The sequence below is a fragment of the Erythrobacter sp. SN6-5 genome, assembly GCF_057364945.1.
In genome coordinates this window covers 2,849,583-2,872,948 of record NZ_CP200282.1, presented here as the reverse complement: position 1 = coordinate 2,872,948, position 23,366 = coordinate 2,849,583, and the positions used below count along the sequence as shown (strand labels likewise).

The following is a 23,366-nucleotide window of genomic DNA, read 5'->3' as shown; positions in this document are numbered from 1 at the left end:
TGGATACGTGGGCGGCTTAGACCAACAGGATCAGTGTCGCTTTTCCGATAAGGGCTATAAGCACAACGCTCGACAGAGCGAACAGCACGAAACGCACCATCACCTTGTTAGCGGTCACCTGAACCAGCGAGTGTGCAACGCGCAACCCGACGTAAATCCACGCGAGTAGGGCGTTCGGGCCGTCGCCCGCGCCTATAATGGCGAGAACCACTGTGACCGCGTAAAACAGGGTCGGTTGTTCATGCAGGTGATTGTAATTGTCTGCCTTCCAGTTGACCTTCTCTGGAAGTTTGGAGCGCAGCTCTGAACCGGTGGTGCCGACCAGCTTGGCAGGTGCCTCAATATCAGGCGCTTTGTTCATCGCGGGAATGCGGGTCGCATACATCCATACCCACATGATCATCGTCCAGATCATCAGCGCGACAGCGGGTTGAAGGATCATCGTATCAATCATGTGGGAAGAGCTCCGGGATTGTAGAATAGTGTGGCCATGACGGCTCTAATGGCGAGCGCTATCAAGATTAGCGTGCTGACGAAAAACAGGCCAAAACGAACTGGCAGTTTATTCACCAGAATTTGCCACAGTGAATGCAGGATACGGATTCCCACATAGCCCCAGGCCAGCAGGATATCGATTGCGCCAGCTCCCATGATCGCAAGGATGATCACCGTTGCGTAAAACAACGTCGGTTGCTCGTGCAGGTGAGTGTGATTGTGAGCAGGCCAGTTGGCTTTGTCTGGTATGACCCCTTCGAGATCTTGTCCGCGCCCACCCGGCTTGCCGGATAGTTTGGACTTGTCGACCTTGGCAAGTGAGCCAAAGCGCGGCGGTATGATCCAGATCAGGACGATCAATGTCCAAACCACCAGGACCGCGGCGGGTGCGAGCATTTGCGCTTGCATGATAGTCTCCCTCTTGACCTCTACCTGCGAGAGCCAATTCGGATTGTCAAATATGGCGCAATGAGCTGGGCGGTTGGGGGAGGTCTATCCGGCAATAGTCTTCGCGAATTCCACTGGGTCTGCATTGCCGCCGGTCAGCATGATGACCGTGCGCTCATCAAGCGGCACTTTGCCTGCCAAAGCGGCGGCAAGAGCGGCTGCTCCACCGGGTTCCAAGACGAGGCGTAGGTTCGCGAATGCCCAGCGCTGGGCGCTGCGCACTTCGTCATCGGTGACGGTGACACCTGCCTCCGCCCGCCCAGACAAGAGATCGAGGTTCATCTGTTTGGTCGCGGTGGGTTGCAGCGCGTCACAGATCGTCTTGGGGGCGTCCTCGGCGGCCGTAACCAGCTCACCAGAGGAGATTGCTTGCCCGACCATGTCCCATCCGACCGGCTCAACGGCGTAGATCTTCGCCTTTAGGCAGGCGAGACCGAGGCCCGCCGCAAGCCCTCCGCCGCCGCAGCAGGCGAGAACAGCGCTTGGCTCACCGCCCAATTGCTCGGTGATTTCAATGCCTGCGCTGCCTTGCCCCTCTATCACCCAGGGGTCGCCAAAGGCGTGGACCAAGGTGCCACCGCGCTCTGAAATCAGCTTGGCCGCGACCTCATCACGGTCTTCACCAGGGCGCTCATACAGCACAATTTCAGCGCCGAGCGCGCTCGTGTTTTCCAGCTTTATCTGAGGCGCATCGCGCGGCATGACGATGGTGGCTTTGATACCAAGTCTGCGCGCAGCCCATGCGACGCCTTGCGCGTGATTGCCGCTGGACACAGCCACAACGCCGCCAGCGCGCTCTTCGCTCGTCATTGCCGAAAGCCTGTGCCATCCACCGCGTATCTTGAAGGCGCCTATCGGCTGCAGATTCTCTGCCTTCACCCAGCACCGAGTGCCATCGATCTCGATCTGCAATAGCGGTGTCGGCGGCAGGATAGCAGCGATCTTGCGAGCGGCGTCCAAAACGCCATCGCGGGTCGGCATCCGTAGAGCGTCGGTCATATGGCAAACCCTATGCGCTGGAATACTTGGAACACAGTCCTGGGGGAAGAAAGAGCGCCCGCATTTCTCGTAGAGAAAGAGGACAGGTAAAGGCTGGAATTACACATCCTGTCGCTATGGCCCGATGCGGCATAGTAGGAAAGGGCGGGATCGATTTACGCTGCTCTCGCATTGCCCTAGTGAGCGCAAGATTCGAATTTGAAAGGTCGGAATTATGTCGACAGTTTTGGTAATCGGGGCAGGCGGGGTCAGTTCTGTTTGTGTTCACAAGATGGCGCAACTTGGCGATATCTTCACGGACATTCACTTGGCCAGTCGCACAAAATCGAAATGCGATGCCATCGCCGCCAGCGTGAAAACCCGCGAGGGCGCGGACATCAACACTTATGAAATTGACGCTGAAGAAGTGCCCGCATTGGTCAATCTGATCCATCAGATTAAACCGAGCCTGGTTGTCAATCTTGCGCTGCCTTATCAGGATTTGCCAATCATGGATGCCTGCCTGGAAACGGGCGTGCACTATCTCGACACCGCCAATTACGAGCCGAAGGACGAGGCCAAGTTCGAATACCATTGGCAATGGGCCTATCATGACCGGTTCAAAGAGGCTGGCATCATGGCGTTGCTAGGATCAGGCTTTGACCCCGGCGTGACCAGCGTTTTCACGATGTGGCTGCGCAAGCATAAGCTGAAGACGATCCGCCAGCTCGATATTCTGGATTGCAATGGCGGCGATCATGGTCAGGCGTTTGCGACTAACTTCAACCCAGAGATCAACATTCGCGAAGTGACCGCTCCCGCGCGGCATTGGGAGAAGAAACCGGGGGAAAATGGCGGCTGGGTCGAGACCCCGGCGATGCAGATAAAGACTGAGTTCGACTTTGAAGCGGTTGGGCCGCGCAACGCCTATTTGATGTATCACGAGGAGCTGGAAAGCCTCTCCCAATTCATTCCAGAGCTGGAGCGAGCACGGTTCTGGATGACGTTCGGCGATGAATATATCAAGCACCTCACAGTGCTACAGAATGTTGGCATGACCGGGATTGAGCCGATCAAATATCAAGGCAAGGAAATCATCCCGTTGCAATTCCTCGCGGCCGTTTTGCCCAAGCCGGAAACGCTGGGTGAAAGCACCACAGGAAAGACCAATATCGGTGTGATCGCGACCGGCGAGGCCTTGGATGGTTCAGGCGAAAAGACATTCTATATCAACAATATCTGTAGCCATGAGGCGGCCTACGAAGAGACCGGCAATCAGGGCGTGAGCTACACCACAGGCGTGCCCGCGATGATTGGCAGCGCGATGATGCTTGGCGGCACGTGGTCGGGTGAGGGCGTGTTCAACATGGAGCAAATGGACCCTGATCCCTTTATGGAAATGCTGAATTTGCATGGCCTGCCATGGAATGTGAAAGAGCTCGATGGGCCAGTAGGGTTTTAGGTATAGTTTCGCGCAAAGGCGCAGAGAAAACTAAGGCGCAGAGAGGGCGTGCCAGTGGATATCGATGCGATCACTGCAATCGTCATAGATGAATGCATCGCAATTCATCGCGAGCTCGGACCGGGCTTATTCGAGAATGTATATGAAACTGTATTGGCTGGGCGGCTAGAGGCGCGAGGGTTGAATGTTGCACGTCAGGTTCCGATAGCTGTCGAATTCGATGGTCATCGGTTCGATGCGGCTTTCCGGATTGATATATTGGTTGAAGACCGACTGATCCTAGAAATCAAAGCGACCGAACAGTTGAGCAAGGCTCATGCAAAGCAATTGCTTACATACCTGAGGCTATACAAGCAGCCCGTTGGGCTGCTTCTCAATTTCTCGCAAGCTACAATGAAGGACGGTATCCGTCGGCTCGTAAATGACTACAAACCGCGATGATTCTTGGCGTCTCTGCATTCTCTGCGTCTCTGCGCGAAACCACTAAGGACGAACCGAAAGATGCAAACTCAAGCTGGTGATCCGGGCGCTTTCGCCCATTTTGATTTGAGCCGCGTTGAAAGCCCGGCGTTCGTCGTGGATGCGGTGAAGCTGCGATCGAATTGCCAGGTGCTGGCGGAAATTCGCGATGAGGCAGACATCAAAGTGCTGGCGGCGCTGAAGGCGTTTTCTATGCATGCGGTCGCGCCGTTGATCGGCGAATATCTCGACGGCGCGACCTGCAGCGGACTGTGGGAAGCGCGGCTGGCGAGCGAGTATTACGATGGTGAAATTGCGACCTATTCGCCAACTTACAAGCCAGATGAGTTGGAAGAAATCTGCCGCCTCTCCGATCATGTGATCTTCAATTCGCCAACCCAAATGGCCCGCGCGGCTGTGATCTTGGAGCACGCGCGGCACACGGGCGGCGATGTTGATGTGGGCCTGCGGATTAATCCGATGGTGCAAACCGGCGAGGTGGCGAAATATGATCCCAGCGCGCCCGGTTCACGGCTAGGCTTTCCAATCGACCAGCTGACCGATGAGCACATGCAGGGCGTCGATGGTATCCACTTTCACAATCTGTGCGAGCAGACCTTTGAGCCGCTGCGCCAGACCTGGGACCGGGTGTTTGATGCGATTGAGCCCTATTTTGGGCAATTGAAATGGATCAATATGGGCGGTGGGCACCATATTACCCGCGCCGACTATGAACGTGATGAGCTGATCCAATTGTTAAAAGATGCCCGCGAGGACACAGGTGCTGAGATATACCTAGAGCCGGGCGAAGCAATCGCCCTTGATGCCGGGATATTGGTTGGAACATTGCTCGACACAGGCTTTAATGAGGTGCCAATAGGGATCACCGATGTGTCGGCCACGTGCCATATGCCCGATGTTCTGGAGGCGCCATACCGACCGGCGATGCTGGGCGAACTTCAGGATGAAAGCGTGCCCATTCGCCTGGGCGGGCCGTCCTGCCTAGCGGGTGATGTGATTGGTGATTATCGTCTGCCGGTAAAGGCCGATCCTGGCGCGCGCTTCGCATTCCTCGACCAGGCGCATTACTCCATGGTCAAGACGAACACTTTCAACGGTGTGCAACTGCCCAGCATTTGGCTGTGGGACAGCGAGACGGATAATTTGGAGTGCGTGAAGCGGTTTGAATATGAGGATTTCAAGGACCGCCTGAGCTGACGGCTTACAGGCCTTTGCGACCGAACCCGCCACCACGAGCGGAGCCGCCAGCGCCCAGATTTCGCGCATCATCGACAATGACGCCGCTAGAGCTGGGACCAGTGCTGTCATGGCCACGTTCAGTTTTATTGATGGCCATGGCCAGTCGCGCGAGTGAGGCAAATTGCTTCGCTGTCTCTTCTGCACGCTCGCGGTCGCCAGATGCATCGATGCTACCGCTTTCGAACAGGTTTCCACTTTCAACTGCGATGATCATTTCACCCTTGCGGAAGATCGCGCGAACGGCGTCGCCGGAAAATGCCCGTTCAATCCCGATCAAATGTTCAACGTAGGTCGGATCGACCAGCGTGCGTGCCTCAACCTGATCATCGCTCCACAGTTCAAACACATCTTCGAAGGCAGGGTGGACCTGATCGACATAATCCAACCGGTGTCCGTCAAAGCTCGCATGGTCAGCCCGGCCGCCCAGGCCAAACCATTTCTTGTGCTTGCCGGCGCGCTGTAGAAGCGTGGTTGAATGGAACTTGCGGCCAAATTCCATTTGGATGATTGCTCCGCGAAACACAGTTACCCAATGCCGGTTTTTACCGGAGCCTCTGCGCTGTTCCAAATGCGCCTCGTAAAGGCGGAAATCGTGACCTTCGATCTCGCCGTACCAATGGTCTTCAAAACCATCGCGGTTGTAGTGAGGGACCAGGCCATATTGCTTGGCGGCTTCGAACTCATGGCCTGGTTCAACATCATGGTCGTAATGCACATCCAATTCGGCAGCAATGGCGGAATTGATGCCGATCTTGATCTCTTTTTTCGCTTTTTGAATTGGAGCATAAATCCAAGACCCAGCGCTAATTCCCAAAAACAGTGTGATGAAGAACTTGATGCTGCCATCCCAACTGGGACCAAACCACATCAATGCCAGCAAAGGCAGCAGGATAAAGGCGCATTTAACGCCGCGGTTTGAGGCTTTCTCTTTAGCGTCGGTGCGCATGCCTTGCTGCGCGTCGAGCCAGCTCCCCAGCTCCCCACCCATTAGCTTGTTAACATCGGCACGCATCGCTACGCTCGGCTCCCTTAACCTATATTTGCGCGAGGCCCCGTGGCTCCGTCGCTATCCCTTAACTATTTGACGCTAATATAGGAATATACAGTTAAGAAAGAGGTGTGAGATGGTCGAGATTTTTGGATGGTTTTGGACATCGGCAATTGTGGTCCTCGCGGTTGGCGGGGTTCTGCTTCTTATTGGGATTTACAATCGGCTTGTCGCGTTGCGTCAGAATGTCCGCCAGGGCGTGGCCGATATTGATGCCCAATTGCGTCAACGCCACGATCTGATCCCGAACCTTGTCAGCACCGTTCAGGGTTATGCCAGCCACGAGAAAGAGACGCTCGACAGTGTGATCAGCGCGCGCAACGCCGCGGCATCTGGCGAGCCGAGTTCTGGCAGCGAGCAACAGCTCAAACTCTCGCTTGATCGCCTGCTGGCACTGGGAGAGGCCTATCCAGACCTTAAAGCGAACACCAACTTTCAAGAGCTTCAGCGCGAGCTTGCCGAGACGGAAGATAAGCTGGCCGCCGCTCGCCGTGCATTGAATGCCGCCGCGGCTCAGTTCAACGCAGCGCGTGAGAGCTTCCCAGCTGTTCTGTTCGCTGGAATGCTCGGATTTAAAGAGGCGGATTTCCACCGCCTCGATGATAGCGAGAAGGGTACTGTCGATCAGGCACCGCAGATTGCGTTCTAAATTGTCGCCAGTGGGGCGGGCAAAATCCACCCCTTCAGATGCACATTTTCAGTTGCGGAAGCGCGATTTAGGCTTATATGCGCGCTTCCGCTGCCGATCCCTCTTAGGAGGGCGGGGACTCTTGATCGCAAGACCGTAAGGCAGCCTTGTTCAGAACCTGGGCCAGGTCGGTGGTTTGGCTCGCATCCTTCTGGGGGTCCCTTGAGTTGCACAGCTATCCTGATGAGATATTTTCCGATGCGGCGGCGGTAGTCAGCGCGGTTACGCCTGACGAACCGATCATTCTTAATCGCCCGCATGCGGCCCTTCGCGCAGCTCGCTTCTTCACAGAGAAGTTTCCGGGCAAGACGCTCTATGCTGTGAAAGCCAATCCTGCGCCCTCGCTCTTGCGAGTGCTGTGGGAGGCGAATGTTACGCATTACGACGTCGCGTCGATTGCTGAAGTGCGTCTGGTTCGTGCAGAACTGCCCGAGGCGGAGCTGTGCTTCATGCATCCGATTAAGACCCGGCGCGCGATTGCAGAGGCCTACCACACGCACAAGGTGCGCACATTTAGCCTCGACACCGCCGAAGAGCTGCATAAGATCGTTGAGGCCTGCCGCAACCCGGAGACGGGTGCTACCGCCGATGATTTGCGGCTCTGCGTGCGTTTGCGTGTATCCAGCGAGTTTTCTGAGCTGAGCCTGGCGAGCAAGTTTGGCTGTGACCTGTTGGAGACCCCGGCTTTGCTTCAGGAAGCGCGTCAGCATTGCGATTGGCTGGGTGCGTGTTTCCACGTCGGCAGTCAGGCGATGACGCCGTTTGCCTTTGTCCAGGCGCTTGACCGCACCCGCGCCGCGATTGCCGATGCCAGTGTGGTGATCGACATGATCGATGTTGGTGGAGGCTTTCCCAGTATCTATCCGGGTATGGAACCGCCTCCTTTGGAGGATTACTTCGCTCTGATCGCCCAGCACTTCGAAGCGCTGCCGATTGCTTACAATGCGGAGCTTTGGTGCGAGCCAGGCAGGGCGCTGGCGGCGGAGTATTCCTCGCTTGTCGTGCAAGTCGATAAGCGTCGTGGCGAAGAGCTGTTCATCAATGATGGCGCATATGGCGCGCTATATGATGCGGCGCATGTTGACTGGCGTTTCCCAGTGAAGGCGCTGGCCGATAATCTGCGTGATCCAGAGGTCGGTTTCGCCTTTTACGGTCCGACCTGCGATGATGCGGATTATATGCAGGGGCCGTTCCCACTGCCGGGTGATATTCAGGCTAGGCGATTATATCGAGATCGGCATGATCGGGGCCTATGGTGCCGCGATGAAAACCGGCTTTAACGGCTTTGGCAATGCGGAAGAATTCACTGTCGCTGACGAACCAATGCTGAGCCTGTTCCGCGGCGACAGACAGCGGCCTGAAAGCGATAATGTGGTTAGCTTGCGATGACGCTTGGTTAAGGCGTTCTAACCTTGCTTAATCACTCAGATCGCGTGCTATTGACGGCTCCTTGCAATTGCTCTCCCGTCTCACGGGACTGCCGTTCGAAGCGTTGCCATTGAATGGCGGTGGCGCATGTTCGTTTTTTTACTCGACTGCCGGTGGGAGCCTCTCTCTTGCAGACTTTATCAGTCGGGCCGTACAATTTTCCCCCAATTCTTATCGTTTTCTCCTCTGTCTGGGGTACTTCTTCTGACCGGCTGACCGCATCGCCAGCAAGCGGTGTCTCGGACCCTTCAGATTCTTGCGGTGTTGTCGCGCTGGATTGCAAAAGCGCTGCGGCAACGATGAATTCTAACACTTGTAATCTCCCAACATGCCGAAACCTTGCTGTGCATAACAATTGCATGCGGCAGTGTTAATGCTTAATATATTACAATCAGTGGACATAATACACCTGTCCATTGAGCGCATCTCGGCAAACCTCTTGTAAGTGACGCAACCAAAGGACTTGGCCGATCAGCGGTCTCACGTTACCGACTGGGTCATGACAACTGCAACTATCGCCGCGCTTCAGATCGGCTCTGATCCCTCTGGTAAGGCAGCAAGCCTCGAAAAAGTCCTGTCTCACGAAGCTGAGATCAAAGGGGCAGGGCTTGATCTGCTTGTAATGCCCGAAGCACTTCTTGGCGGTTATCCTAAGGGAAGTGATTTTGGCACTCGGCTTGGATACCGCTTGCCCGAAGGCCGAGAAGACTTTGCCCGTTATTACGAAAATGCAATTGACCTAGATGGCTCTGAGGTCGCCGAGCTGGAATCTCTCTCGCAGAGAACCGGGACGACGTTGGTGCTCGGCGTAATCGAACGCGGGGGCAACACGCTCTACTGCACCGCTATATTTATCACTCCACACGACGGTTTGGTCGCCAAACATCGCAAATTGATGCCTACGGGCAGTGAGCGCCTGATTTGGGGGCTGGGCGATGGATCGACCTTGCCTGTGGTCGAGACACGGTTCGGCACGTTAGGCGCTGCGATATGCTGGGAAAACCACATGCCGCTGTTCCGGGCAGCCATGTACGCAAAGGGCGTCGATATATGGTGCGCGCCAACAGTGGATCACCGCGATGTCTGGCGCAGTTCCATGCGTCATATCGCCCATGAAGGCCGGTGCTTTGTGGTGAGTTCGTGCCAGTATCAACCCAGCCCCGAAGCTCTGGGCGCTAAGGTCGATGGTTGGGATGATACGCGTGATTTAATCGCTGGAGGCAGTTTGATTGCCGGCCCACTTGGTGATGTTCTCGCCGGGCCGCATGAGGCTCGGCGAGGGCCTCATCATGCGTGAGATTGACACGTCAGAGCTGGTAAAGGCGCGTTACGACTTTGATGTGGTGGGCCATTACTCGCGGCCAGATATCTTCGATTTGACCGTTGACGAAACGCTGCGCCCCGGGGTGCGTTTTACATCGTCGGCTGCGGCATCTCCAGACGAGGATTAAGCCTCAAACCCCACAAACCTCGCCGCATCTGAAACCTCGCGGCGTGTAATCTTCACGGGGTTGGCGGGAAAGTCGGGATCGGGCCAGCCCAATGCCACGGCCTTCATGATGACCTGATCATCTGGAATGCTGGCATGCTCGCGCACGACCGGCGATTGCATAATTCCCTGGCTGTTGATCACACAGCCGAGGCCCCTGCTCCATGCCGCATTGACGAGCGCCGTTGTCACAGCCCCGCAATCAAAGACGGTGTCGTCCGCATCGGATAGCTCTTTGTCATACGTAACGATCACGCAAACAGGCGCATCGAATTGGCGGAAGCCGCGCAGCACCCAGTCTTGCCGTTTTTCCTTATCGTCGCGCTCGATTCCCATCGCTTCAAACAATTGGATCGCGCAGCCAACCTGCCGGTCGCGGTGAATACCTGCGAATGCGCGGCCTTTGCGAAACTCGCGGCTGTCCGGCTCTCCGGCAAGAATACGCTCGGTGTTGCCTTTGCGGATCCGGTCAAGCGGCTCACCAGTGATCACGTGGAAATGATACGGTTGGGTGTTCATCGAAGAAGGCGAACGCATCGCCATCGCTAAAACTTCTTCGATCAGTTCCTGCGGTACTGGCTTATCAAGATAGCCACGGATAGAGCGGCGGCCGAGCACCACATCATCATAATTCATATTGTTTGGATCTTTCACTCAGAGAAGTAAGGTTTGTCGCCCGCAATCGTTACGCGTTCCATCACCCGCCTTGCCGGGAAATAGTCGGAGACCGCAAGGTGCTGTGTCACCCGATTGTCCCAAAAGGCGATAGTGCCTTTGCGCCACCGCAGTCGGCATTGCACCTCTACATCCATCGCGGTCTTATAGAGATGCGCGAGTAGCCAGCGGCTTTCCTCGCCGCTCAAGCCCTCAATATGCGAGGTGAAGGCGGTGTTGACATAGATCACTCGCTCACCCGTTTCGGGATGAGTGCGGATTACGGGATGGCGCTGCGGCGGAAATTTTTCGTGTAGGTCCTCCGGGGCCTTGTCGAGGCGCCCTGCAAACACGCGGGCGATATCGTGCACCGCGGTCAGACCTTCGCACATGCGCTTCATCTGATCGGACAGCCGCTCATACGCCATATGCATATTGGCAAAGCAGGTGTCGCCGCCGCATTCGGGCACTTCGCGCGCCAGCAGGATAGAGCCGAGCGAGGGCTTTTCGCGCCAGGTGACATCGGAGTGCCAATAGTTCTCTTGGCCCCGGCTCTTGGGACCATGGGCTATGCGCAGAACTTCGCGATTGGGCTGATCTTTGGGGGTGGCAGGGTGGACTTCCAAATCGCCAAAATGCCGAGCAAAGGCGATGTGTTGTTCTTGGCTCAAGTCCTGATCGCGAAAGAAGATAACCCCGTGCTTGAGCAGGGCAGCGCGAATGTCGTCGATCCGTTCGCCAATGTCAGGCGCGCCGAGATCGATATTTAGGATCTCCGCACCGATTGCAGGCGTCATCGGACGGATATCCAGCGCGCCAGTATCCAATGCGTTCTTGTCTAGTGGTGTATCAAAAACCGTCGCCATCATGCCTCTCCCAAAGCGCGGGCGAGTGTGGGCGAAGCGTGCAGGGCGATCAAGCCGCTTTTTTGAGCTCCAGCTCCAACCGGTCCCAGATTTCGACCAGGGCTTCGGTCAGTTCGTCCATCATTTCCACCGTGTGCATCGGGCCGGGGGTAAAGCGCAGTCGCTCTGTCCCGCGCGGCACGGTGGGGAAGTTGATCGGCTGTACATATACGCCATATTCAGCGAGCAGAACGTCGCTGATCTTTTTGGCGCGCACAGGATCGCCAATCATAAGCGGAACGATATGGGTGACACTGTCCATCACTGGCAGGCCCGCATCGCGCATCTTTTGCTTCAGCAACTCAGCATTGGCTTGCTGCGCATCACGTTCTTCGCTGGAACTCTTGAGGTGCTTCACCGAGGCGAGCACGCCCGCGACCAGCACTGGAGACAGCGACGTGGTGAAAATGAAACCGGGGGCATAGCTGCGGATGCAATCGATAATGCGGGTATCGGCCGCGATATAGCCGCCCATCACACCGAATGCCTTGCCTAAGGTGCCTTCGATAATGTCGATCCGGTGCGCGGCCTTATCACGTTCCGAGATGCCGCCCCCACGCTCTCCATACATGCCCACCGCATGCACTTCGTCGATGTAGGTGAGGGCGTTGTATTTTTCGGCGAGGTCGCAGATCTCGTGGATCGGTGCGATATCACCGTCCATGGAATAGACGCTTTCAAACGCGATTACCTTGGGCGTTTCAGTGTCTTCAACGGCGAGGAGTTCTTCCAAATGCGCCATGTCGTTGTGGCGGAATACGCGCTTCTCACAGCCGGAATTGCGGATGCCGGCGATCATGCTGGCATGGTTCAGGGCGTCTGAGAAAATCACGCAGCCAGGCAGCAATTTGCCCAGCGTGGATAATGTCGCATCGTTGGAGACATAACCGCTGGTAAAGGTCAGCGCGCCTTCCTTGCCATGAAGGTCAGCAAGCTCTCGCTCCAGCTCGACATGGAAGTGGGTGTTGCCGCCGATATTGCGCGTGCCGCCAGAGCCTGCGCCAACATCGTGCAGCGCGTCTTCCATCGCGGTGATGACTTTTTCGTGCTGCCCCATCGCCAGATAATCATTGGAGCACCAAACCGTGATCGGCTTCGGTCCATTATGTCCATGGAAACAGCGGGCGTTGGGATAGGCGCCCTTGTTCCGCATAATGTCGATGAACACGCGGTAGCGACCTTCCTCATGAAGGCGGTCTATCGCTTTATCGAAGACGTTTCCGTAATTCACGCGTTGTGCCCATCTGTCAGTGGAGACCATCGCTAGCCTCAATTGGTCGCGGTGATCTAGGGATTTCCAATGCACTTTTCTAGCACGATCTTTGCGAACTATTCGCGATTAAAACTGGTCAATCTGATCGATTTTGTAGGACTTTAAAGCTGGGCGCAGAGCTTCTAGCGCTTCGATGCTGCCGGTCGTCACCGCTCGGTTCGGGCCGCTGCGCTTGAATGTTTGCCCATCGAGTAGGTGAACGATGCGGCGCGCGATCCCTTCTGCTCCGTCCAAAAAGCGAATATCTGGCGGCATTCCCAGATCGTTGACTGCGACATCGATCAACTCATCTTCGAGAAGGGGGAAGTGGGTGCAGCCGAGCACAATCCGGTCGAGCTTCATTTCGTGGTCGTTTTCGCGTAGCCCCTCGAGTGCAGCTTTCAGCACCGAGCGATTCACTGGTCCCCCGCGCAGCTTGCTTTCCGCCTCATCCACTAGGTCAGGGGCGGCAAAGCGCAGCAGTTTGCCACCTTGCACGAATTCTGCCTCCAGCCGGTCGACATAGGGCTGTCGCACAGTTCCTTGTGTACCCAGCATTCCGATTACCCCGGTCTTGCTGGTTAGAGCAGCGGGTTTGATCGCCGGTACGGTTCCCACAACCGGAATTTCCAGCACATCGCGTACCATATCGAGCGCAATCGTGCTGGCGGTGTTGCAGGCGATACAGGCGAGGCGCGGCTGGTAGCGCTCGCTCATCCGACCAAGCAGCCCGGCGACCCGCGCGGCAACCTCTGCCTCGGTCTTCTTGCCATAGGGCAGGCCAGCATAGTCGGCCGCCAGAATGATCGGTGCATCTGGCAATGCGCGGTGCACCGCATCATAAATCGTCAGTCCACCAACGCCGGTGTCGAGCAGCAGGATTGGGGCATCAGGATTGGTGATCGGATTGGACCTTGTTGCTATAGCTTTTCGAACTGCCGCCTTTTACTTAGGCCTTGCGAAAAGGGAAGCGGCGGGCGACTTATGCTCGTGAAAAGGGGCACTACGACCATGGAACCATTGCTAGCCGCGTTGTTGGGATATGCCTTTGGCTCGATCCCATTTGGCCTGTTGCTCACCAAAGCGGCTGGCATGGGCGATGTGCGCGATATTGGCAGCGGCAATATCGGCGCGACCAATGTTTTGCGCACGGGCAATAAAGGGCTGGCGGCGGGCACATTGCTGCTCGACCTGCTCAAAGGATTTGCCCCGGTGTTCCTCGCCGGAATGCTATGGCCGGGTGAAAGCGGACAGGTCGCGATGGCCTTTGCGGCCGGGGGCGCGGTGATCGGTCATTGCTATCCCGTCTGGCTGAAGTTCAAGGGTGGCAAGGGCGTTGCCACCAATGCAGGCGTTGCGTTCGGTCTCGCTTGGCCGATCGGCCTCGCATATGCCGGGATATGGATCGCGATGCTGGCAATTTTCCGCATTTCTTCGCTGGCAGGGATGAGCGCGGTGGTCGCTGCTGCTGCGGCTGCCCCATTGTTTGGCTATCCTCAGTTCTTTCCCGTGCTGGCGGCGATTGCTGGCCTCATCATTTATCTCCACCGCGAGAATATTGGGCGTCTGGCAAAGGGTGAGGAGCCCAAGATCGGCAGCTCAAAATGAACGCGTCTGCGGGCGGCGACAAAGGGCTGACCCAGCTTGAGGCATTTGCCCGCATTCGTCTTCTCAGATCGCCCAATATCGGCCCGGTCAGCTATCGTCAGCTGCTGGCGCGGTTCGGCAATGCGGTCGCAGCGATCGAAATTCTGCCAGAGCTGGGAGGGCGCGGAAAGCGCAGCTATCGCCCGGCATCGCGCGACAAAATTGAGCGAGAGATTGATGGGATCCAGCGAGCAGGAGCTAGCTATCTGTTCCATGATCAATCCGACTTTCCGCCTCTGCTTGCGGAGATAGAAAGCGCGCCGCCAATCATCACCTATCGCGGAGACGTGAAGTTGGCATCGAAGCCCTGCGTGGCGATGGTCGGGGCGCGCAATTCATCCGCCGCAGCGGTGAAGCTCGCTCGGCAATTTGGGCGCGATCTGGCAGAACACGGCTACTCTGTCGTGTCCGGTCTTGCACGAGGGATCGACGGCGCGAGCCACGAGGGCGCGCTGTCTGCGAGTGCTGGCGCGACCATCGGCGTGATCGCCAGCGGGATCGACATCGCCTATCCCTCGCAACATGCCGATTTGCAGGAACAGATCGCGCGCGAAGGCCTGCTGATCGCTGAGCAGCCGCCCGCCACCCAGCCGCGTGGCAGCCATTTCCCCAGCCGCAACCGCATTATCGCAGGGCTTTCGGCGGGTACTTTGGTTGTCGAGGCCGCGCCGAAGTCTGGGTCGCTCATCACGGCAAGGTTGGCTGGTGAGGCCGGACGTGAGGTCATGGCGATCCCTGGTTCGCCGCTCGACACGCGAAGTTTGGGCTGCAACCAATTGATCCGCGATGGAGCGGTCTTGGTTCAGTCGCCTGAGGAGGTGACCGAGCTGCTCGAAAGCTTCGAGGGCACGCCGCGCTCGCGCTTCAACATGGTGGCCGAAGGGCGCGAGGAATACGATTTCTCAGAGCTGGACGGCGCAGATGTCAGCCTGGAGGACACAGGCGCGATAACCGCCCTGTTATCGACCGCGCCTGTCGCCGTGGATGAGCTGGTGCGGCAATCAGGCGCGCCGATGGCTCTGGTGCAGATGGCGTTGTTGGAATTGGAAATCACCGGCGATCTTGAGCGGCATTCCGGCGGCCGCGTAAGCTTGGCAGGCTAGGGAATTATGGAGCTATCAGACGGTGCATTTGAAGGTGCGAAGCAGGTTTGGAGCGAAGCTATTCGTCTGCTTGCGGCGGCGTGGCCTGAGGCGCTTGCCTATTTTGCGGTTACGGTGACGGTCTGGACTCTCATTGATCTGCAAGTGCTCGGCGACGGCCTGTTGGTGCCGGCAATGATCGTCGATTTTGTCTTGGCCTATCTTCTGACAATTGGCTTGCTCACAAAGGGGGGATTGGCGCCCGGCGGCCTCAAGGGGACCATTGGCGGGTATTTCTTGGTTTCACTGATAAGCGGATTGGCGATTTCGTTTGGTTTTATCCTGCTCATTGTCCCAGGAGTCATTCTGCTGGTTCGGTGGCTGCCAGCTTACGGTGTTGTCTTGGCCGATGGTGAGCCTGGCACTGAAGCGCTCAGCAAATCTTGGGAGGCCACATCGGGCAAGTTCTGGCCCCTATTGGTTGCGATCTTTGCGCCCATGACGTTGCTAGCCATCCCATTCTTTACGCTGTTCTACTATGATCTCTTGTCTATCTTCCTCGACGAGTTCTCGGAAGACTATGTGGAAACCCCAGCGATCTATCTCGTTGTGACGACAATGCTCTCCGGCCTTGGGTCGCTCACTATAACCGCGATAGGCATTGCCAGCTATTCGCTGCTGCGTGACGACTCGGCTTCGCTTAACGAAGTTTTCGAATAATTGCCCACTTGACGGAATTAATTGCGCGGCTCCACCCTCGCGCGTACGTGCACACGTGAAGGCACCGACTAGGAACTAGACAGAACCACCATGCAGCTTGTTATCGTTGAATCGCTTAGCCAAGGCGAAGACTATCGAAAAGTATCTCGGCAAAGACTTCAAGGTCTTGGCGAGCTATGGCCACGTCCGCGATTTGCCGCCCAAAGATGGCAGCGTGCGGCCCGACGAAGACTTCGCAATGGATTGGGAGCTGTATCGCGACAAGCAGAAGCGGTTCAAAGAAATCGCAGATGCAGCGAAAGGCGCGAGCCGCCTTGTCCTCGCGACTGACCCTGACAGGGAAGGGGAGGCGATCAGCTGGCACGTTCAGGAACTGCTGAAGAAGCGTAAGGCGCTGCCGACCAAGGTTGACCGGGTGACCTTCAACGCGATTACCAAATCTGCCGTCACGACCGCAATGAAGTCTCCGCGAGAGCTCGATACCGATTTGATTGATGCCTATCTAGCGCGACGGGCGCTGGATTATCTGTTTGGCTTCACTCTGTCGCCGGTGCTGTGGCGCAAGCTGCCCGGGGCAAAGTCTGCTGGCCGTGTGCAATCGGTTGCCTTGCGGCTGGTTGTCGATCGGGAGCGTGAGATCGAAGCGTTCAATCCGGTCGAATATTGGTCGGTCCTGGCCAAGATGGAGCATGATGGCACAGCATTCGATGCGCGCCTGGTCCAGTTCGATGGCAAGAAGCTGGGTAAGCACGACCTTGGCAATGAAGGCTCTGCCATGGCTGCCAAGGCGGCGGTTGAGGGCGGGCGCTTCACGGTTGAAGAGATCGAAACTAAACCGCTGAAACGCAACCCATCACCGCCGTTCACCACATCGACGCTTCAGCAAGAGGCCTCACGAAAGCTTGGCTTCTCAGCCAGCCACACGATGCGGTGTGCGCAATCGCTCTATGAGGCGGGTGCAATCACTTATATGCGGACCGACGGCGTGCAGATGGATATGTCGGCCATCATGGCCGCACGTGATGCAATCACAGAGCGATTTAGTGATGATTATCGTCCGGAAAAACCTCGTTTTTACAGTACTAAAGCGAAGAATGCTCAGGAAGCACACGAGGCAATCCGACCAACCAATTTCTCTAAGGATAAGGCGGGCTCTGGTGATGAGGCAAAGCTTTATTCTCTGATCTTCAAGCGCGCCATGGCGAGCCAGATGTCGGCTGCGCAATTGGAGCGCACGACGATCACCTTGCGCGATGCGACCGGGCAGCACGAGCTGCGCGCGACCGGTCAGGTTGTTAAATTTCCTGGCTTCTTCGCAGTCTATCAAGAGGGCTTTGACGATAAGTCTGATGATGACGAAGAGGGATTGCTGCCGGCAATGTCGAAGGGCGAGGTTCCGGCCAAGAAAGGTGTCGAAGCCAACCAGCACTTCACCCAGCCTCCGCCGCGCTTCTCCGAGGCGTCATTGGTCAAGCGCTTGGAAGAGCTCGGCATTGGCAGGCCTTCCACTTACGCTTCTACGATCCAGACGATCCGTGATCGTGACTATGTCCGAATGGAGAAAAATCGTTTCCATGCAGAGGATTCAGGCCGCCTTCTAACAGCGTTCCTAGAACGTTTCTTCCCCACCTATGTCGCTTATGACTTTACCGCTGGCATGGAAGACGAGCTCGACACCGTCTCTGATGGCGGTGAGGATTATAAGGAGCTGCTCGCCAAGTTCTGGAAGGACTTCAAACCCAAAACCGAAGAGGTGATGGAGAAGCTGCCCTCTGAGGTGACCGAGGCGCTCGACGAATATCTGTCAGACTATCTCTTCCCGCCAACCGACGATGGCGAAGATCCCCGCCGTTGCCCGCTTTGCGCAACAGAGGGACGGGAAAACGGTAAGCTGAACCTGCGCGGTGGCCGGTTTGGCGCGTTTATCGCCTGCGTCAATTATCCCGAATGCAAGTTTACCCGCCGCTTTGCCCAACCAGGCAGTGATGGCGATGATGGCAGCGCGGATGGCGTTATGGGACAGCACCCGGAAACGGGTGAAGACATCCATCGCAAGACGGGGCGCTTTGGCCCCTATGTTGAGATGGAGCACGAGGAGAAAAAGAAGCGTGCCTCCATTCCCAAAGATCTCGATGATTTCGATCTGGAATGGGCGATTAAGCTGCTCGATTTGCCGCGGATCATTGGTGCGCATCCGGAAACCGGCAAGGAAATTGAAGCGGCGATTGGTCGCTATGGTCCTTATCTGCGTCACGATGGCAAATACGCCAAGCTCACAAGCACGGTCGATGTGTTTGAAACCGGCATGAACGCGGCGGTGACGTTGCTGGCTGAGGCTGCCAATCGCAAGGGCGGCGGGAGGCAAAAGGCGGAGCCAATCAAGACCTTGGGTGAGCATCCGACTAGCGGCGGCGAGATCAAGGTGATGCCGGGGCGTTATGGTCCCTACGTTACCGATGGAAACGTCAATGCGACTATTCCAAAGGACGTGAAGCCAGAGGATATTGAGGCCGCTCAAGCGATTGAGTTGATCGATGCGCGGGCGGCCAAAGGTCCGGCTAAGAAGAAGCGCAAGAAAGCCGCGCCAAAGAAGAAGGCAGCAGCGAAGAAGAAGGCTCCTGCGAAGAAGCCGGTAAAAGCCGCTGCGAAGTAGAGAGGCGCGCGCCCTTGCGGCGCCTCACTCCATCGTCGATTCTGGGAATAAGCGGGTGGTTTCCCGCCGGTTTACCAGTCAGCTGCGCGCCTTTGGTAAACGGCAAATAGGGTAAATCGCTGTTTAAACACGTATTCCCACTGATGTGACGGACAAACTTTGGTTTACGATCCGTCGTTTGCAAATCGTCAAGTATTGTCCCTTATGAGAGTCTCAACGGCCAAGGCGCGAGCGTGCACAGGCCAACAGTTAGAGGCCGAACCACGTGATCGAAATCGAAGTTCAAAACGAGACGCATCAATCTCAGGAACGCATGCGCTTCGCTGCTGTGCCGCGTATTGGTGAGGGTTTGCGCCTGCGCGAACCCGATGGGATCTGGGCAAGCTACGATGTGCTGGACGTGTGGTATCAAAAGGCTGAATTTGGCGACGTCTGGATGCCGTATCTGCACGTTTGCATGACGCCGGGCGAAGGCGATTCCGCCGATGAACCCGCCAGTGTTCCACTCGCTGCGCCAGCTGTCGCTTCGATGGAGGCGCAATTTCAAGGCGCCGTCTCAGCGCAAGACGGGGAGCTTGAGCCATTCAAAATCTAATCAAACGCACCACCGGCCCGAAGTCACCTTCGGGCGAGGCACGGCTTAAACGCTCAATGGAAGGCAAAACGCTGGCTGAAAAGCTCGCGCAAGCCAAGGGCACTCCTGTGTCTGAAGATGACGTAGTCGAACCCCAGGTTGAGGCCGATGTGCCTAAAGAAGCGAGCACCGCTGCTGCAGCACCAGAGGCTCCTACGGCGCAGGACGCCAGCGATACCGCTGCGATTGTTCGGGCCGCCAAGGCCCAGCGCGAAGGTGCCGCACCGCAGCAGGTTGCAACCAAGACGTGTCTGATCGTTGATGACAGCCGCGTGATCCGCAAGGTTTCCAGCAAAATCGCCAAAAGCCTAGGCTATTCGCCGATTGAGGCGGAAAATGGCGAGGAAGCTCTCGCCCGCTGCAAGAAGGCAATGCCGCAATTGGTTCTGACCGATTGGGAAATGCCGGAAATGGATGGCCTTGAGTTTGTCACCAAACTTCGCGCGATCCCAACCCCGCATGCGCCGACGATCGTGTTTTGCACGTCTAAAGGCGATGTTGCCGACATTCACGAAGGCATCAATGCGGGCGCGGATGACTACATCGTCAAGCCATTCGACGAGCCAGGCCTTCGCGCCAAGCTCGAACAGCTCGCTGCCAAGTAATCGCCACAAGGTAATTGCGCGCTAGAGCCCTCGCTATTGCGAGGGCATGCGGCTATTCAGCAGCCATGGGCAAAGAACGATTTGAACGGCACAAGCAACCCTGGAACGCTGAAGAGGCGGGCTTAGCTAAAACTGCTTGCATCCAAAGGGCAGGGCTTAAAGCAGATTGCAAAGGCCCTGAACCGCAGCGAAGATTCAACCAAGAGCTTCGCCAAGCAACAGAAGATCAAAATCGCGAAAAAGCGCTAGACTTCAGCGCTTTATCGAGCGGTTAGATCCCGCCCTGCGTCTTTCCATGCCTTGCTGTTGGTTAGGCTGCTGGCGCGCAGCGAAATCTTTGCCTCGGGCACGATTTCCTTGATGATGCTGCGCAAATTGTCGCTGAGGCTGGGCGGCATCCATGGGTTGAAGGTGATGCTGCTGATCCAGGATAGCTCAATCGGAAGATCGGCATACTCACGCACATCCTCGCATTCGGCGATTATCCGCCATTCACGCTCGTCGGCATAGCCTTCGCGTTTGGCAAAAGGCAGTGTTTTGATGCCGGATGACGCCTGACCTTTGAGTGCCTGTACGCTCATATAATTCACTGCGCCCGCCCGAAACCCTGCTGTTTTTTCAATCGCTTGCTCCAAGGGCTCGCGGTGAAACTCAATTGCGATCCCATCCATGCCTTGGGTGAAAACCCGCCAGTGGTGATAGGTCTCTTTCGCCATGGTGCAGCACAGCGCGAGCACAGATTGCGATGCTATTTGTGATCGATAGAGGTCCATGAAATAGGCATCATTCGCATCGTCCCATTTCGACGGGCTGAGCAGGACCAGCTTTTCTTGCCTCAAGGTTTGCAGCGCGCTCGACAAGGTCGTGTAGCGCTTCACAAACTTCCTGAGGGGCCGGGGGCTCATTTGACCCAGTCGAGCCCCATTTCTTCAAACACTTCTTTGTCTTCGGACCAGCCCTCTGAGACCTTCACGTGCAGGAACAAATGCACCTTCACACCAAGGATCTCTGCAAGCTCTTTGCGCGCTGCCTCGCCAATGGCTTTGATCCGTTGGCCGCCTTTACCGAGCACGATAGGCTTTTGGCTGTCGCGCGCGATAACGATCTGCTGGCGCACTTCCACCGAACCGTCCTTGCGCACTTCATAGCTTTCTGGCCGAACCGCAGCGTCATAGGGCAGCTCTTCGTGCAGTTGCAGATAGAGCTGTTCGCGCGTTATTTCTGCCGCAAGCAAGCGCTCTGATGCGTCTGAGACTTGGTCTTCGGGGTAATGCCATGGCCCCTCTGGCATCATATCGGCGAGCTTTGATTTGAGCTCATCCACGCCTTCGCCATTCAAAGCCGAGATGAAATAAATCTCTGCAAAATCAACGATTTCGCCCAGCTCCTGTGCAAGCGCCAGCAGCGGTTCTTTCTTCGCGCGGTCAACCTTATTGAGGACCAGGATCTTGCGCTCGGGACGTTTTGCCAGCGCCTCTAGAAGTGGCATAAGCTCATGCCGGCGCTGCTTGATTGGATCGACGATCAGCAGCACTGCATCCGCGGCCTCTGCCCCTTCCCATGCGGCGCTGACCATCGCGCGGTCCAGCCTACGGCGCGGCTCAAAAATGCCGGGCGTATCGACCAGGATCATTTGGGTGCTCTCATCGCCGTCCTGATGCAAGGCGATGCCGAGCATGCGGGCGCGGGTGGTTTGCGCCTTGGATGATGTGATCGCGACCTTTTGGCCGACCAATTGATTGACCAGCGTGGATTTGCCCGCGTTGGGAGCGCCGATGACGGCGACGGCGCCGCATTTCTGCTTAGTCATTGGACTGCTTCCTCGCCGCGTCTTTTTGTACGAATGCTCATCCGAAGCGCTCCATAAATGCCTTTGCGGCCTGCTTTTCGGCCTCTGATTTGCTCGCAGCGATCGCCTCGGCCTCGCCCACCTTGTGCACGCTAACTTTGACGGTGAAGCGCGCGGCATGGTCTGGCCCGCTGCGGTCGATCACTTCATATTCTGGCGTGCGGTGGCGGTTGCCTGCGGCCCATTCTTGTAGGGCCGATTTGGGGTGCTTTGCCTCGCCAGCCTTTCCGGTGAGTTCCTCTGCCCATGCGCGATAGATGAAATCACGTGCGGTCTCGAACCCGTGCTCAATAAAGCACGCGCCGATCATCGCCTCCATCACATCGCCCAGGATATTGTCGCTGTCTGCTCCGCCATCATCGCGCGCCTGTTTGCCGAGACGCAAATGATCGGGCAGGCCAATTGCGCGGGCAATGCGGGCGCAGGTTGCGCCGCTGACGAGGGCGTTCAATCGCTGCGACAGCTTGCCTTCTGGCGCATCACCATCGCGGTAAAGCCAATCGGCCACCGAGAGGCCAAGCACGCGGTCGCCCAGAAATTCGAGCCGCTGGTAATCCTTGGGCACCGGCGCGCCATTTGGCAGATTGCCTTGCACGCTGCCATGGGTGAGCGCCTCCAGCCATGCCGCCTCTTTGTCTACGTCTAGACCAAGCTTGCTCAGCCAGTCGGTCGTTTCTGGCCCAAGACGATCAAGGGGTGGGGCGCTCATAATGTCCTGCCCAATCGGCTCCAGCGCGCCGCGCTGAACCATGTCCAAGGTTTGATCCATTCCGATCCGCCATCGGTGGACCACATCAGGATCGTCGCACGCCCGACCAGATTGTCTTGCGGGACCAGCCCAACACCGCCGCCAGCGCTGGCGGGAAAGCGGCTATCCTGTGAATTGTCGCGGTTGTCGCCCATCACGAACATCCGGCCTTCCGGCACTATGACTGCATCCATATTGTCGGCCCCGGTTAGGCCAAAATCGAGCACTTCGTAGCTGACGCCATTGGGCAGGGTTTCGCGAAAGCGGGAATAGACGCAGACATCCTGGCCATCCGTGTCCGTCCGCACTTCTGCGCCCCAGGCGCAGCTGGTGTTTCCTGATACGGGAATGACAAAGTCTTCAATCTGTACCTTGGGCACGGTCTCGCCGTTGAGCACGATTTGACCGTCCACCATCGCCACACTGTCACCGGGCAAGGCAATCACGCGTTTAATGTAGTCAGTGCCATCAATCGGATGTTTGAAAATCGTGACATCGCCTGGCTTCGGAGGGCTTGCGAGCACCCGTCCGGGTAAAATCGGTGCGCCAAACGGCATAGAGTTGTCGGAATAGCCGTATGGCCATTTGGCCGCGAGCAAATAGTCGCCGTTCCACAGATGCGGCAGCATGCTCTCGGATGGAATCGAGAACGGCGAGAACACCAGGCTGCGAAAGATCAGGACGACAAAAACCAGCTTGAACAGGAAAAACGCAAAGCTTCCGAGGCTCTCCGGCTGTTCCTCTATGGGCGCTTTTGGGGCTGCACCATCGCCAGCACCATCGCTGGCGGCCGCGCATACGTCACCAGAATGGGGCGCAGCATCAGTTTGGGTCTTAACATTCATCGCGTGCGTCCCTAGTCG

General features: G+C 56.9%; 23 protein-coding genes and 3 pseudogenes. 14 read left to right on the top strand and 12 right to left on the bottom strand.

The window, feature by feature from the left end; translation table 11 throughout:
• Positions 1-16: 16 nt before the first annotated feature.
• The 3 genes from AC0V6Z_RS14375 to AC0V6Z_RS14365 all read right to left on the bottom strand — a co-directional run bounded on the left by AC0V6Z_RS14375 (position 17) and on the right by AC0V6Z_RS14365 (position 1,941).
• Positions 17-454 (bottom strand): MAPEG family protein, encoded by a 438-nt coding sequence (locus AC0V6Z_RS14375; RefSeq protein WP_472639105.1) that lies wholly within the window; start codon positions 452-454, stop codon positions 17-19.
• Positions 451-903 (bottom strand): MAPEG family protein, encoded by a 453-nt coding sequence (locus AC0V6Z_RS14370; RefSeq protein WP_472639104.1) that lies wholly within the window; start codon positions 901-903, stop codon positions 451-453. Before AC0V6Z_RS14370 ends, AC0V6Z_RS14375 begins: the two co-directional genes overlap by 4 nt.
• An 84-nt stretch (positions 904-987) precedes the next feature.
• Positions 988-1,941: a threonine ammonia-lyase gene (locus tag AC0V6Z_RS14365; RefSeq protein WP_472639103.1), complete on the bottom strand. Its 954-nt coding sequence runs from the start codon at positions 1,939-1,941 to the stop codon at positions 988-990.
• A 214-nt stretch (positions 1,942-2,155) separates the two neighbouring features.
• Here AC0V6Z_RS14365 and AC0V6Z_RS14360 point away from each other — a divergent pair, with 214 nt between their 5' ends.
• From AC0V6Z_RS14360 to AC0V6Z_RS14350, 3 genes are read left to right on the top strand one after another with little or no spacing between them, the layout of a single operon-like run.
• On the top strand, positions 2,156-3,382 hold the full coding sequence (locus AC0V6Z_RS14360; RefSeq protein WP_472639102.1) for a saccharopine dehydrogenase family protein: 1,227 nt from the start codon (positions 2,156-2,158) through the stop codon (positions 3,380-3,382).
• Between the two features lie 54 nt (positions 3,383-3,436).
• The gene (locus AC0V6Z_RS14355) at positions 3,437-3,823 is read left to right on the top strand and encodes a GxxExxY protein (RefSeq protein WP_472639101.1); all 387 of its coding nucleotides are present in this window, start codon (positions 3,437-3,439) and stop codon (positions 3,821-3,823) included.
• A gap of 60 nt (positions 3,824-3,883) precedes the next feature.
• Positions 3,884-5,059 carry a carboxynorspermidine decarboxylase gene (locus AC0V6Z_RS14350; protein ID WP_472639100.1) on the top strand — a complete coding sequence of 392 codons (1,176 nt, stop codon included), beginning with the start codon at positions 3,884-3,886 and terminating at the stop codon, positions 5,057-5,059.
• 4 nt (positions 5,060-5,063) lie between these two features.
• On the opposite strand, the gene AC0V6Z_RS14345 is transcribed toward AC0V6Z_RS14350, so the two are convergent.
• The gene (locus tag AC0V6Z_RS14345; protein ID WP_472639099.1) at positions 5,064-6,113 is read right to left on the bottom strand and encodes a DUF3137 domain-containing protein; all 1,050 of its coding nucleotides are present in this window, start codon (positions 6,111-6,113) and stop codon (positions 5,064-5,066) included.
• A gap of 112 nt (positions 6,114-6,225) precedes the next feature.
• Here AC0V6Z_RS14345 and AC0V6Z_RS14340 point away from each other — a divergent pair, with 112 nt between their 5' ends.
• From AC0V6Z_RS14340 to AC0V6Z_RS14325, 4 genes and pseudogenes are all read left to right on the top strand, one after another.
• The gene (locus AC0V6Z_RS14340; RefSeq protein WP_472639098.1) at positions 6,226-6,798 is read left to right on the top strand and encodes a LemA family protein; all 573 of its coding nucleotides are present in this window, start codon (positions 6,226-6,228) and stop codon (positions 6,796-6,798) included.
• Positions 6,799-7,004: 206 nt separating this feature from the next.
• Positions 7,005-8,226: pseudogene (locus AC0V6Z_RS14335) on the top strand (type III PLP-dependent enzyme).
• A gap of 538 nt (positions 8,227-8,764) precedes the next feature.
• Positions 8,765-9,562 (top strand): carbon-nitrogen hydrolase family protein, encoded by a 798-nt coding sequence (locus AC0V6Z_RS14330; RefSeq protein WP_472639097.1) that lies wholly within the window; start codon positions 8,765-8,767, stop codon positions 9,560-9,562.
• On the top strand, positions 9,555-9,716 hold the full coding sequence (locus tag AC0V6Z_RS14325; protein WP_472639096.1) for a hypothetical protein: 162 nt from the start codon (positions 9,555-9,557) through the stop codon (positions 9,714-9,716). Before AC0V6Z_RS14330 ends, AC0V6Z_RS14325 begins: the two co-directional genes overlap by 8 nt.
• Here AC0V6Z_RS14325 and AC0V6Z_RS14320 read toward each other — a convergent pair.
• From AC0V6Z_RS14320 to murI, 4 genes are all read right to left on the bottom strand, one after another.
• Complete coding sequence (locus tag AC0V6Z_RS14320; RefSeq protein WP_472639095.1) at positions 9,713-10,390, bottom strand: nitroreductase; 678 nt, start codon at positions 10,388-10,390, stop codon at positions 9,713-9,715. The genes AC0V6Z_RS14325 and AC0V6Z_RS14320 overlap by 4 nt on opposite strands.
• Before the next feature lie 14 nt (positions 10,391-10,404).
• Positions 10,405-11,274, bottom strand: a complete 870-nt coding sequence (locus AC0V6Z_RS14315) for a TauD/TfdA dioxygenase family protein (protein WP_486176497.1) — start codon at positions 11,272-11,274, stop codon at positions 10,405-10,407.
• A 49-nt stretch (positions 11,275-11,323) separates the two neighbouring features.
• Positions 11,324-12,544, bottom strand: coding sequence for a 5-aminolevulinate synthase (gene hemA, locus AC0V6Z_RS14310; protein ID WP_472639093.1), 1,221 nt, complete (start codon positions 12,542-12,544; stop codon positions 11,324-11,326).
• 108 nt (positions 12,545-12,652) lie between these two features.
• Positions 12,653-13,489 carry a glutamate racemase gene (gene murI / locus AC0V6Z_RS14305; protein WP_472640927.1) on the bottom strand — a complete coding sequence of 279 codons (837 nt, stop codon included), beginning with the start codon at positions 13,487-13,489 and terminating at the stop codon, positions 12,653-12,655.
• Positions 13,490-13,576: 87 nt separating this feature from the next.
• On the opposite strand from murI, the gene plsY reads away from it, so the two are divergent.
• The 7 genes and pseudogenes from plsY (at position 13,577) to AC0V6Z_RS14270 (ending at position 20,155) form a co-directional block, all read left to right on the top strand.
• Positions 13,577-14,173, top strand: coding sequence for a glycerol-3-phosphate 1-O-acyltransferase PlsY (plsY, locus tag AC0V6Z_RS14300; protein ID WP_472639092.1), 597 nt, complete (start codon positions 13,577-13,579; stop codon positions 14,171-14,173).
• Entirely contained in the window at positions 14,170-15,315 is a 1,146-nt protein-coding gene (gene dprA, locus AC0V6Z_RS14295) for a DNA-processing protein DprA (RefSeq protein ID WP_472639091.1), read from the top strand. Before plsY ends, dprA begins: the two co-directional genes overlap by 4 nt.
• Before the next feature lie 6 nt (positions 15,316-15,321).
• A complete protein-coding gene (locus AC0V6Z_RS14290) occupies positions 15,322-16,014 on the top strand; it encodes a glycerophosphoryl diester phosphodiesterase membrane domain-containing protein (RefSeq protein ID WP_472639090.1) in 693 nt (230 codons plus the stop codon).
• Between the two features lie 90 nt (positions 16,015-16,104).
• Positions 16,105-18,667 (top strand): annotated as a pseudogene (gene topA, locus AC0V6Z_RS14285) (type I DNA topoisomerase).
• Positions 18,668-18,932: 265 nt separating this feature from the next.
• Positions 18,933-19,262 carry a hypothetical protein gene (locus AC0V6Z_RS14280; RefSeq protein ID WP_472639089.1) on the top strand — a complete coding sequence of 110 codons (330 nt, stop codon included), beginning with the start codon at positions 18,933-18,935 and terminating at the stop codon, positions 19,260-19,262.
• 56 nt (positions 19,263-19,318) lie between these two features.
• A complete protein-coding gene (locus tag AC0V6Z_RS14275) occupies positions 19,319-19,906 on the top strand; it encodes a response regulator (protein WP_472639088.1) in 588 nt (195 codons plus the stop codon).
• Positions 19,907-19,971: 65 nt separating this feature from the next.
• Positions 19,972-20,155 (top strand): annotated as a pseudogene (locus AC0V6Z_RS14270) (hypothetical protein).
• 11 nt (positions 20,156-20,166) lie between these two features.
• On the opposite strand, the gene AC0V6Z_RS14265 reads toward AC0V6Z_RS14270, so the two are convergent.
• From AC0V6Z_RS14265 to lepB, 4 genes are read right to left on the bottom strand one after another with little or no spacing between them, the layout of a single operon-like run.
• Positions 20,167-20,811, bottom strand: coding sequence for a DUF2971 domain-containing protein (locus AC0V6Z_RS14265; protein WP_472639087.1), 645 nt, complete (start codon positions 20,809-20,811; stop codon positions 20,167-20,169).
• Positions 20,808-21,716 carry a GTPase Era gene (gene era, locus AC0V6Z_RS14260; RefSeq protein ID WP_472639086.1) on the bottom strand — a complete coding sequence of 303 codons (909 nt, stop codon included), beginning with the start codon at positions 21,714-21,716 and terminating at the stop codon, positions 20,808-20,810. Before era ends, AC0V6Z_RS14265 begins: the two co-directional genes overlap by 4 nt.
• Positions 21,717-21,753: 37 nt before the next feature.
• On the bottom strand, positions 21,754-22,464 hold the full coding sequence (rnc, locus tag AC0V6Z_RS14255) for a ribonuclease III (RefSeq protein ID WP_472639085.1): 711 nt from the start codon (positions 22,462-22,464) through the stop codon (positions 21,754-21,756).
• Positions 22,461-23,348, bottom strand: coding sequence for a signal peptidase I (gene lepB / locus AC0V6Z_RS14250; protein WP_472639084.1), 888 nt, complete (start codon positions 23,346-23,348; stop codon positions 22,461-22,463). Before lepB ends, rnc begins: the two co-directional genes overlap by 4 nt.
• Between the last annotated feature and the right edge of the window lie 18 nt (positions 23,349-23,366).

Coding starts and splice junctions, on each gene's coding strand:
- AC0V6Z_RS14375 (WP_472639105.1), bottom strand. CDS start 454: ATGATTGATACGATGATCCTTCAACCCGCTGTCGCGCTGATGATCTGG.
- AC0V6Z_RS14370 (WP_472639104.1), bottom strand. CDS start 903: ATGCAAGCGCAAATGCTCGCACCCGCCGCGGTCCTGGTGGTTTGGACA.
- AC0V6Z_RS14365 (WP_472639103.1), bottom strand. CDS start 1,941: ATGACCGACGCTCTACGGATGCCGACCCGCGATGGCGTTTTGGACGCC.
- AC0V6Z_RS14360 (WP_472639102.1), top strand. CDS start 2,156: ATGTCGACAGTTTTGGTAATCGGGGCAGGCGGGGTCAGTTCTGTTTGT.
- AC0V6Z_RS14350 (WP_472639100.1), top strand. CDS start 3,884: ATGCAAACTCAAGCTGGTGATCCGGGCGCTTTCGCCCATTTTGATTTG.
- AC0V6Z_RS14345 (WP_472639099.1), bottom strand. CDS start 6,113: ATGCGTGCCGATGTTAACAAGCTAATGGGTGGGGAGCTGGGGAGCTGG.
- AC0V6Z_RS14340 (WP_472639098.1), top strand. CDS start 6,226: ATGGTCGAGATTTTTGGATGGTTTTGGACATCGGCAATTGTGGTCCTC.
- AC0V6Z_RS14330 (WP_472639097.1), top strand. CDS start 8,765: ATGACAACTGCAACTATCGCCGCGCTTCAGATCGGCTCTGATCCCTCT.
- AC0V6Z_RS14325 (WP_472639096.1), top strand. CDS start 9,555: ATGCGTGAGATTGACACGTCAGAGCTGGTAAAGGCGCGTTACGACTTT.
- AC0V6Z_RS14320 (WP_472639095.1), bottom strand. CDS start 10,390: ATGAATTATGATGATGTGGTGCTCGGCCGCCGCTCTATCCGTGGCTAT.
- AC0V6Z_RS14315 (WP_486176497.1), bottom strand. CDS start 11,274: ATGGCGACGGTTTTTGATACACCACTAGACAAGAACGCATTGGATACT.
- plsY (WP_472639092.1), top strand. CDS start 13,577: ATGGAACCATTGCTAGCCGCGTTGTTGGGATATGCCTTTGGCTCGATC.
- dprA (WP_472639091.1), top strand. CDS start 14,170: ATGAACGCGTCTGCGGGCGGCGACAAAGGGCTGACCCAGCTTGAGGCA.
- AC0V6Z_RS14290 (WP_472639090.1), top strand. CDS start 15,322: ATGGAGCTATCAGACGGTGCATTTGAAGGTGCGAAGCAGGTTTGGAGC.
- AC0V6Z_RS14275 (WP_472639088.1), top strand. CDS start 19,319: ATGGAAGGCAAAACGCTGGCTGAAAAGCTCGCGCAAGCCAAGGGCACT.
- AC0V6Z_RS14265 (WP_472639087.1), bottom strand. CDS start 20,811: ATGAGCCCCCGGCCCCTCAGGAAGTTTGTGAAGCGCTACACGACCTTG.
- era (WP_472639086.1), bottom strand. CDS start 21,716: ATGACTAAGCAGAAATGCGGCGCCGTCGCCGTCATCGGCGCTCCCAAC.
- rnc (WP_472639085.1), bottom strand. CDS start 22,464: ATGAGCGCCCCACCCCTTGATCGTCTTGGGCCAGAAACGACCGACTGG.
- lepB (WP_472639084.1), bottom strand. CDS start 23,348: ATGAATGTTAAGACCCAAACTGATGCTGCGCCCCATTCTGGTGACGTA.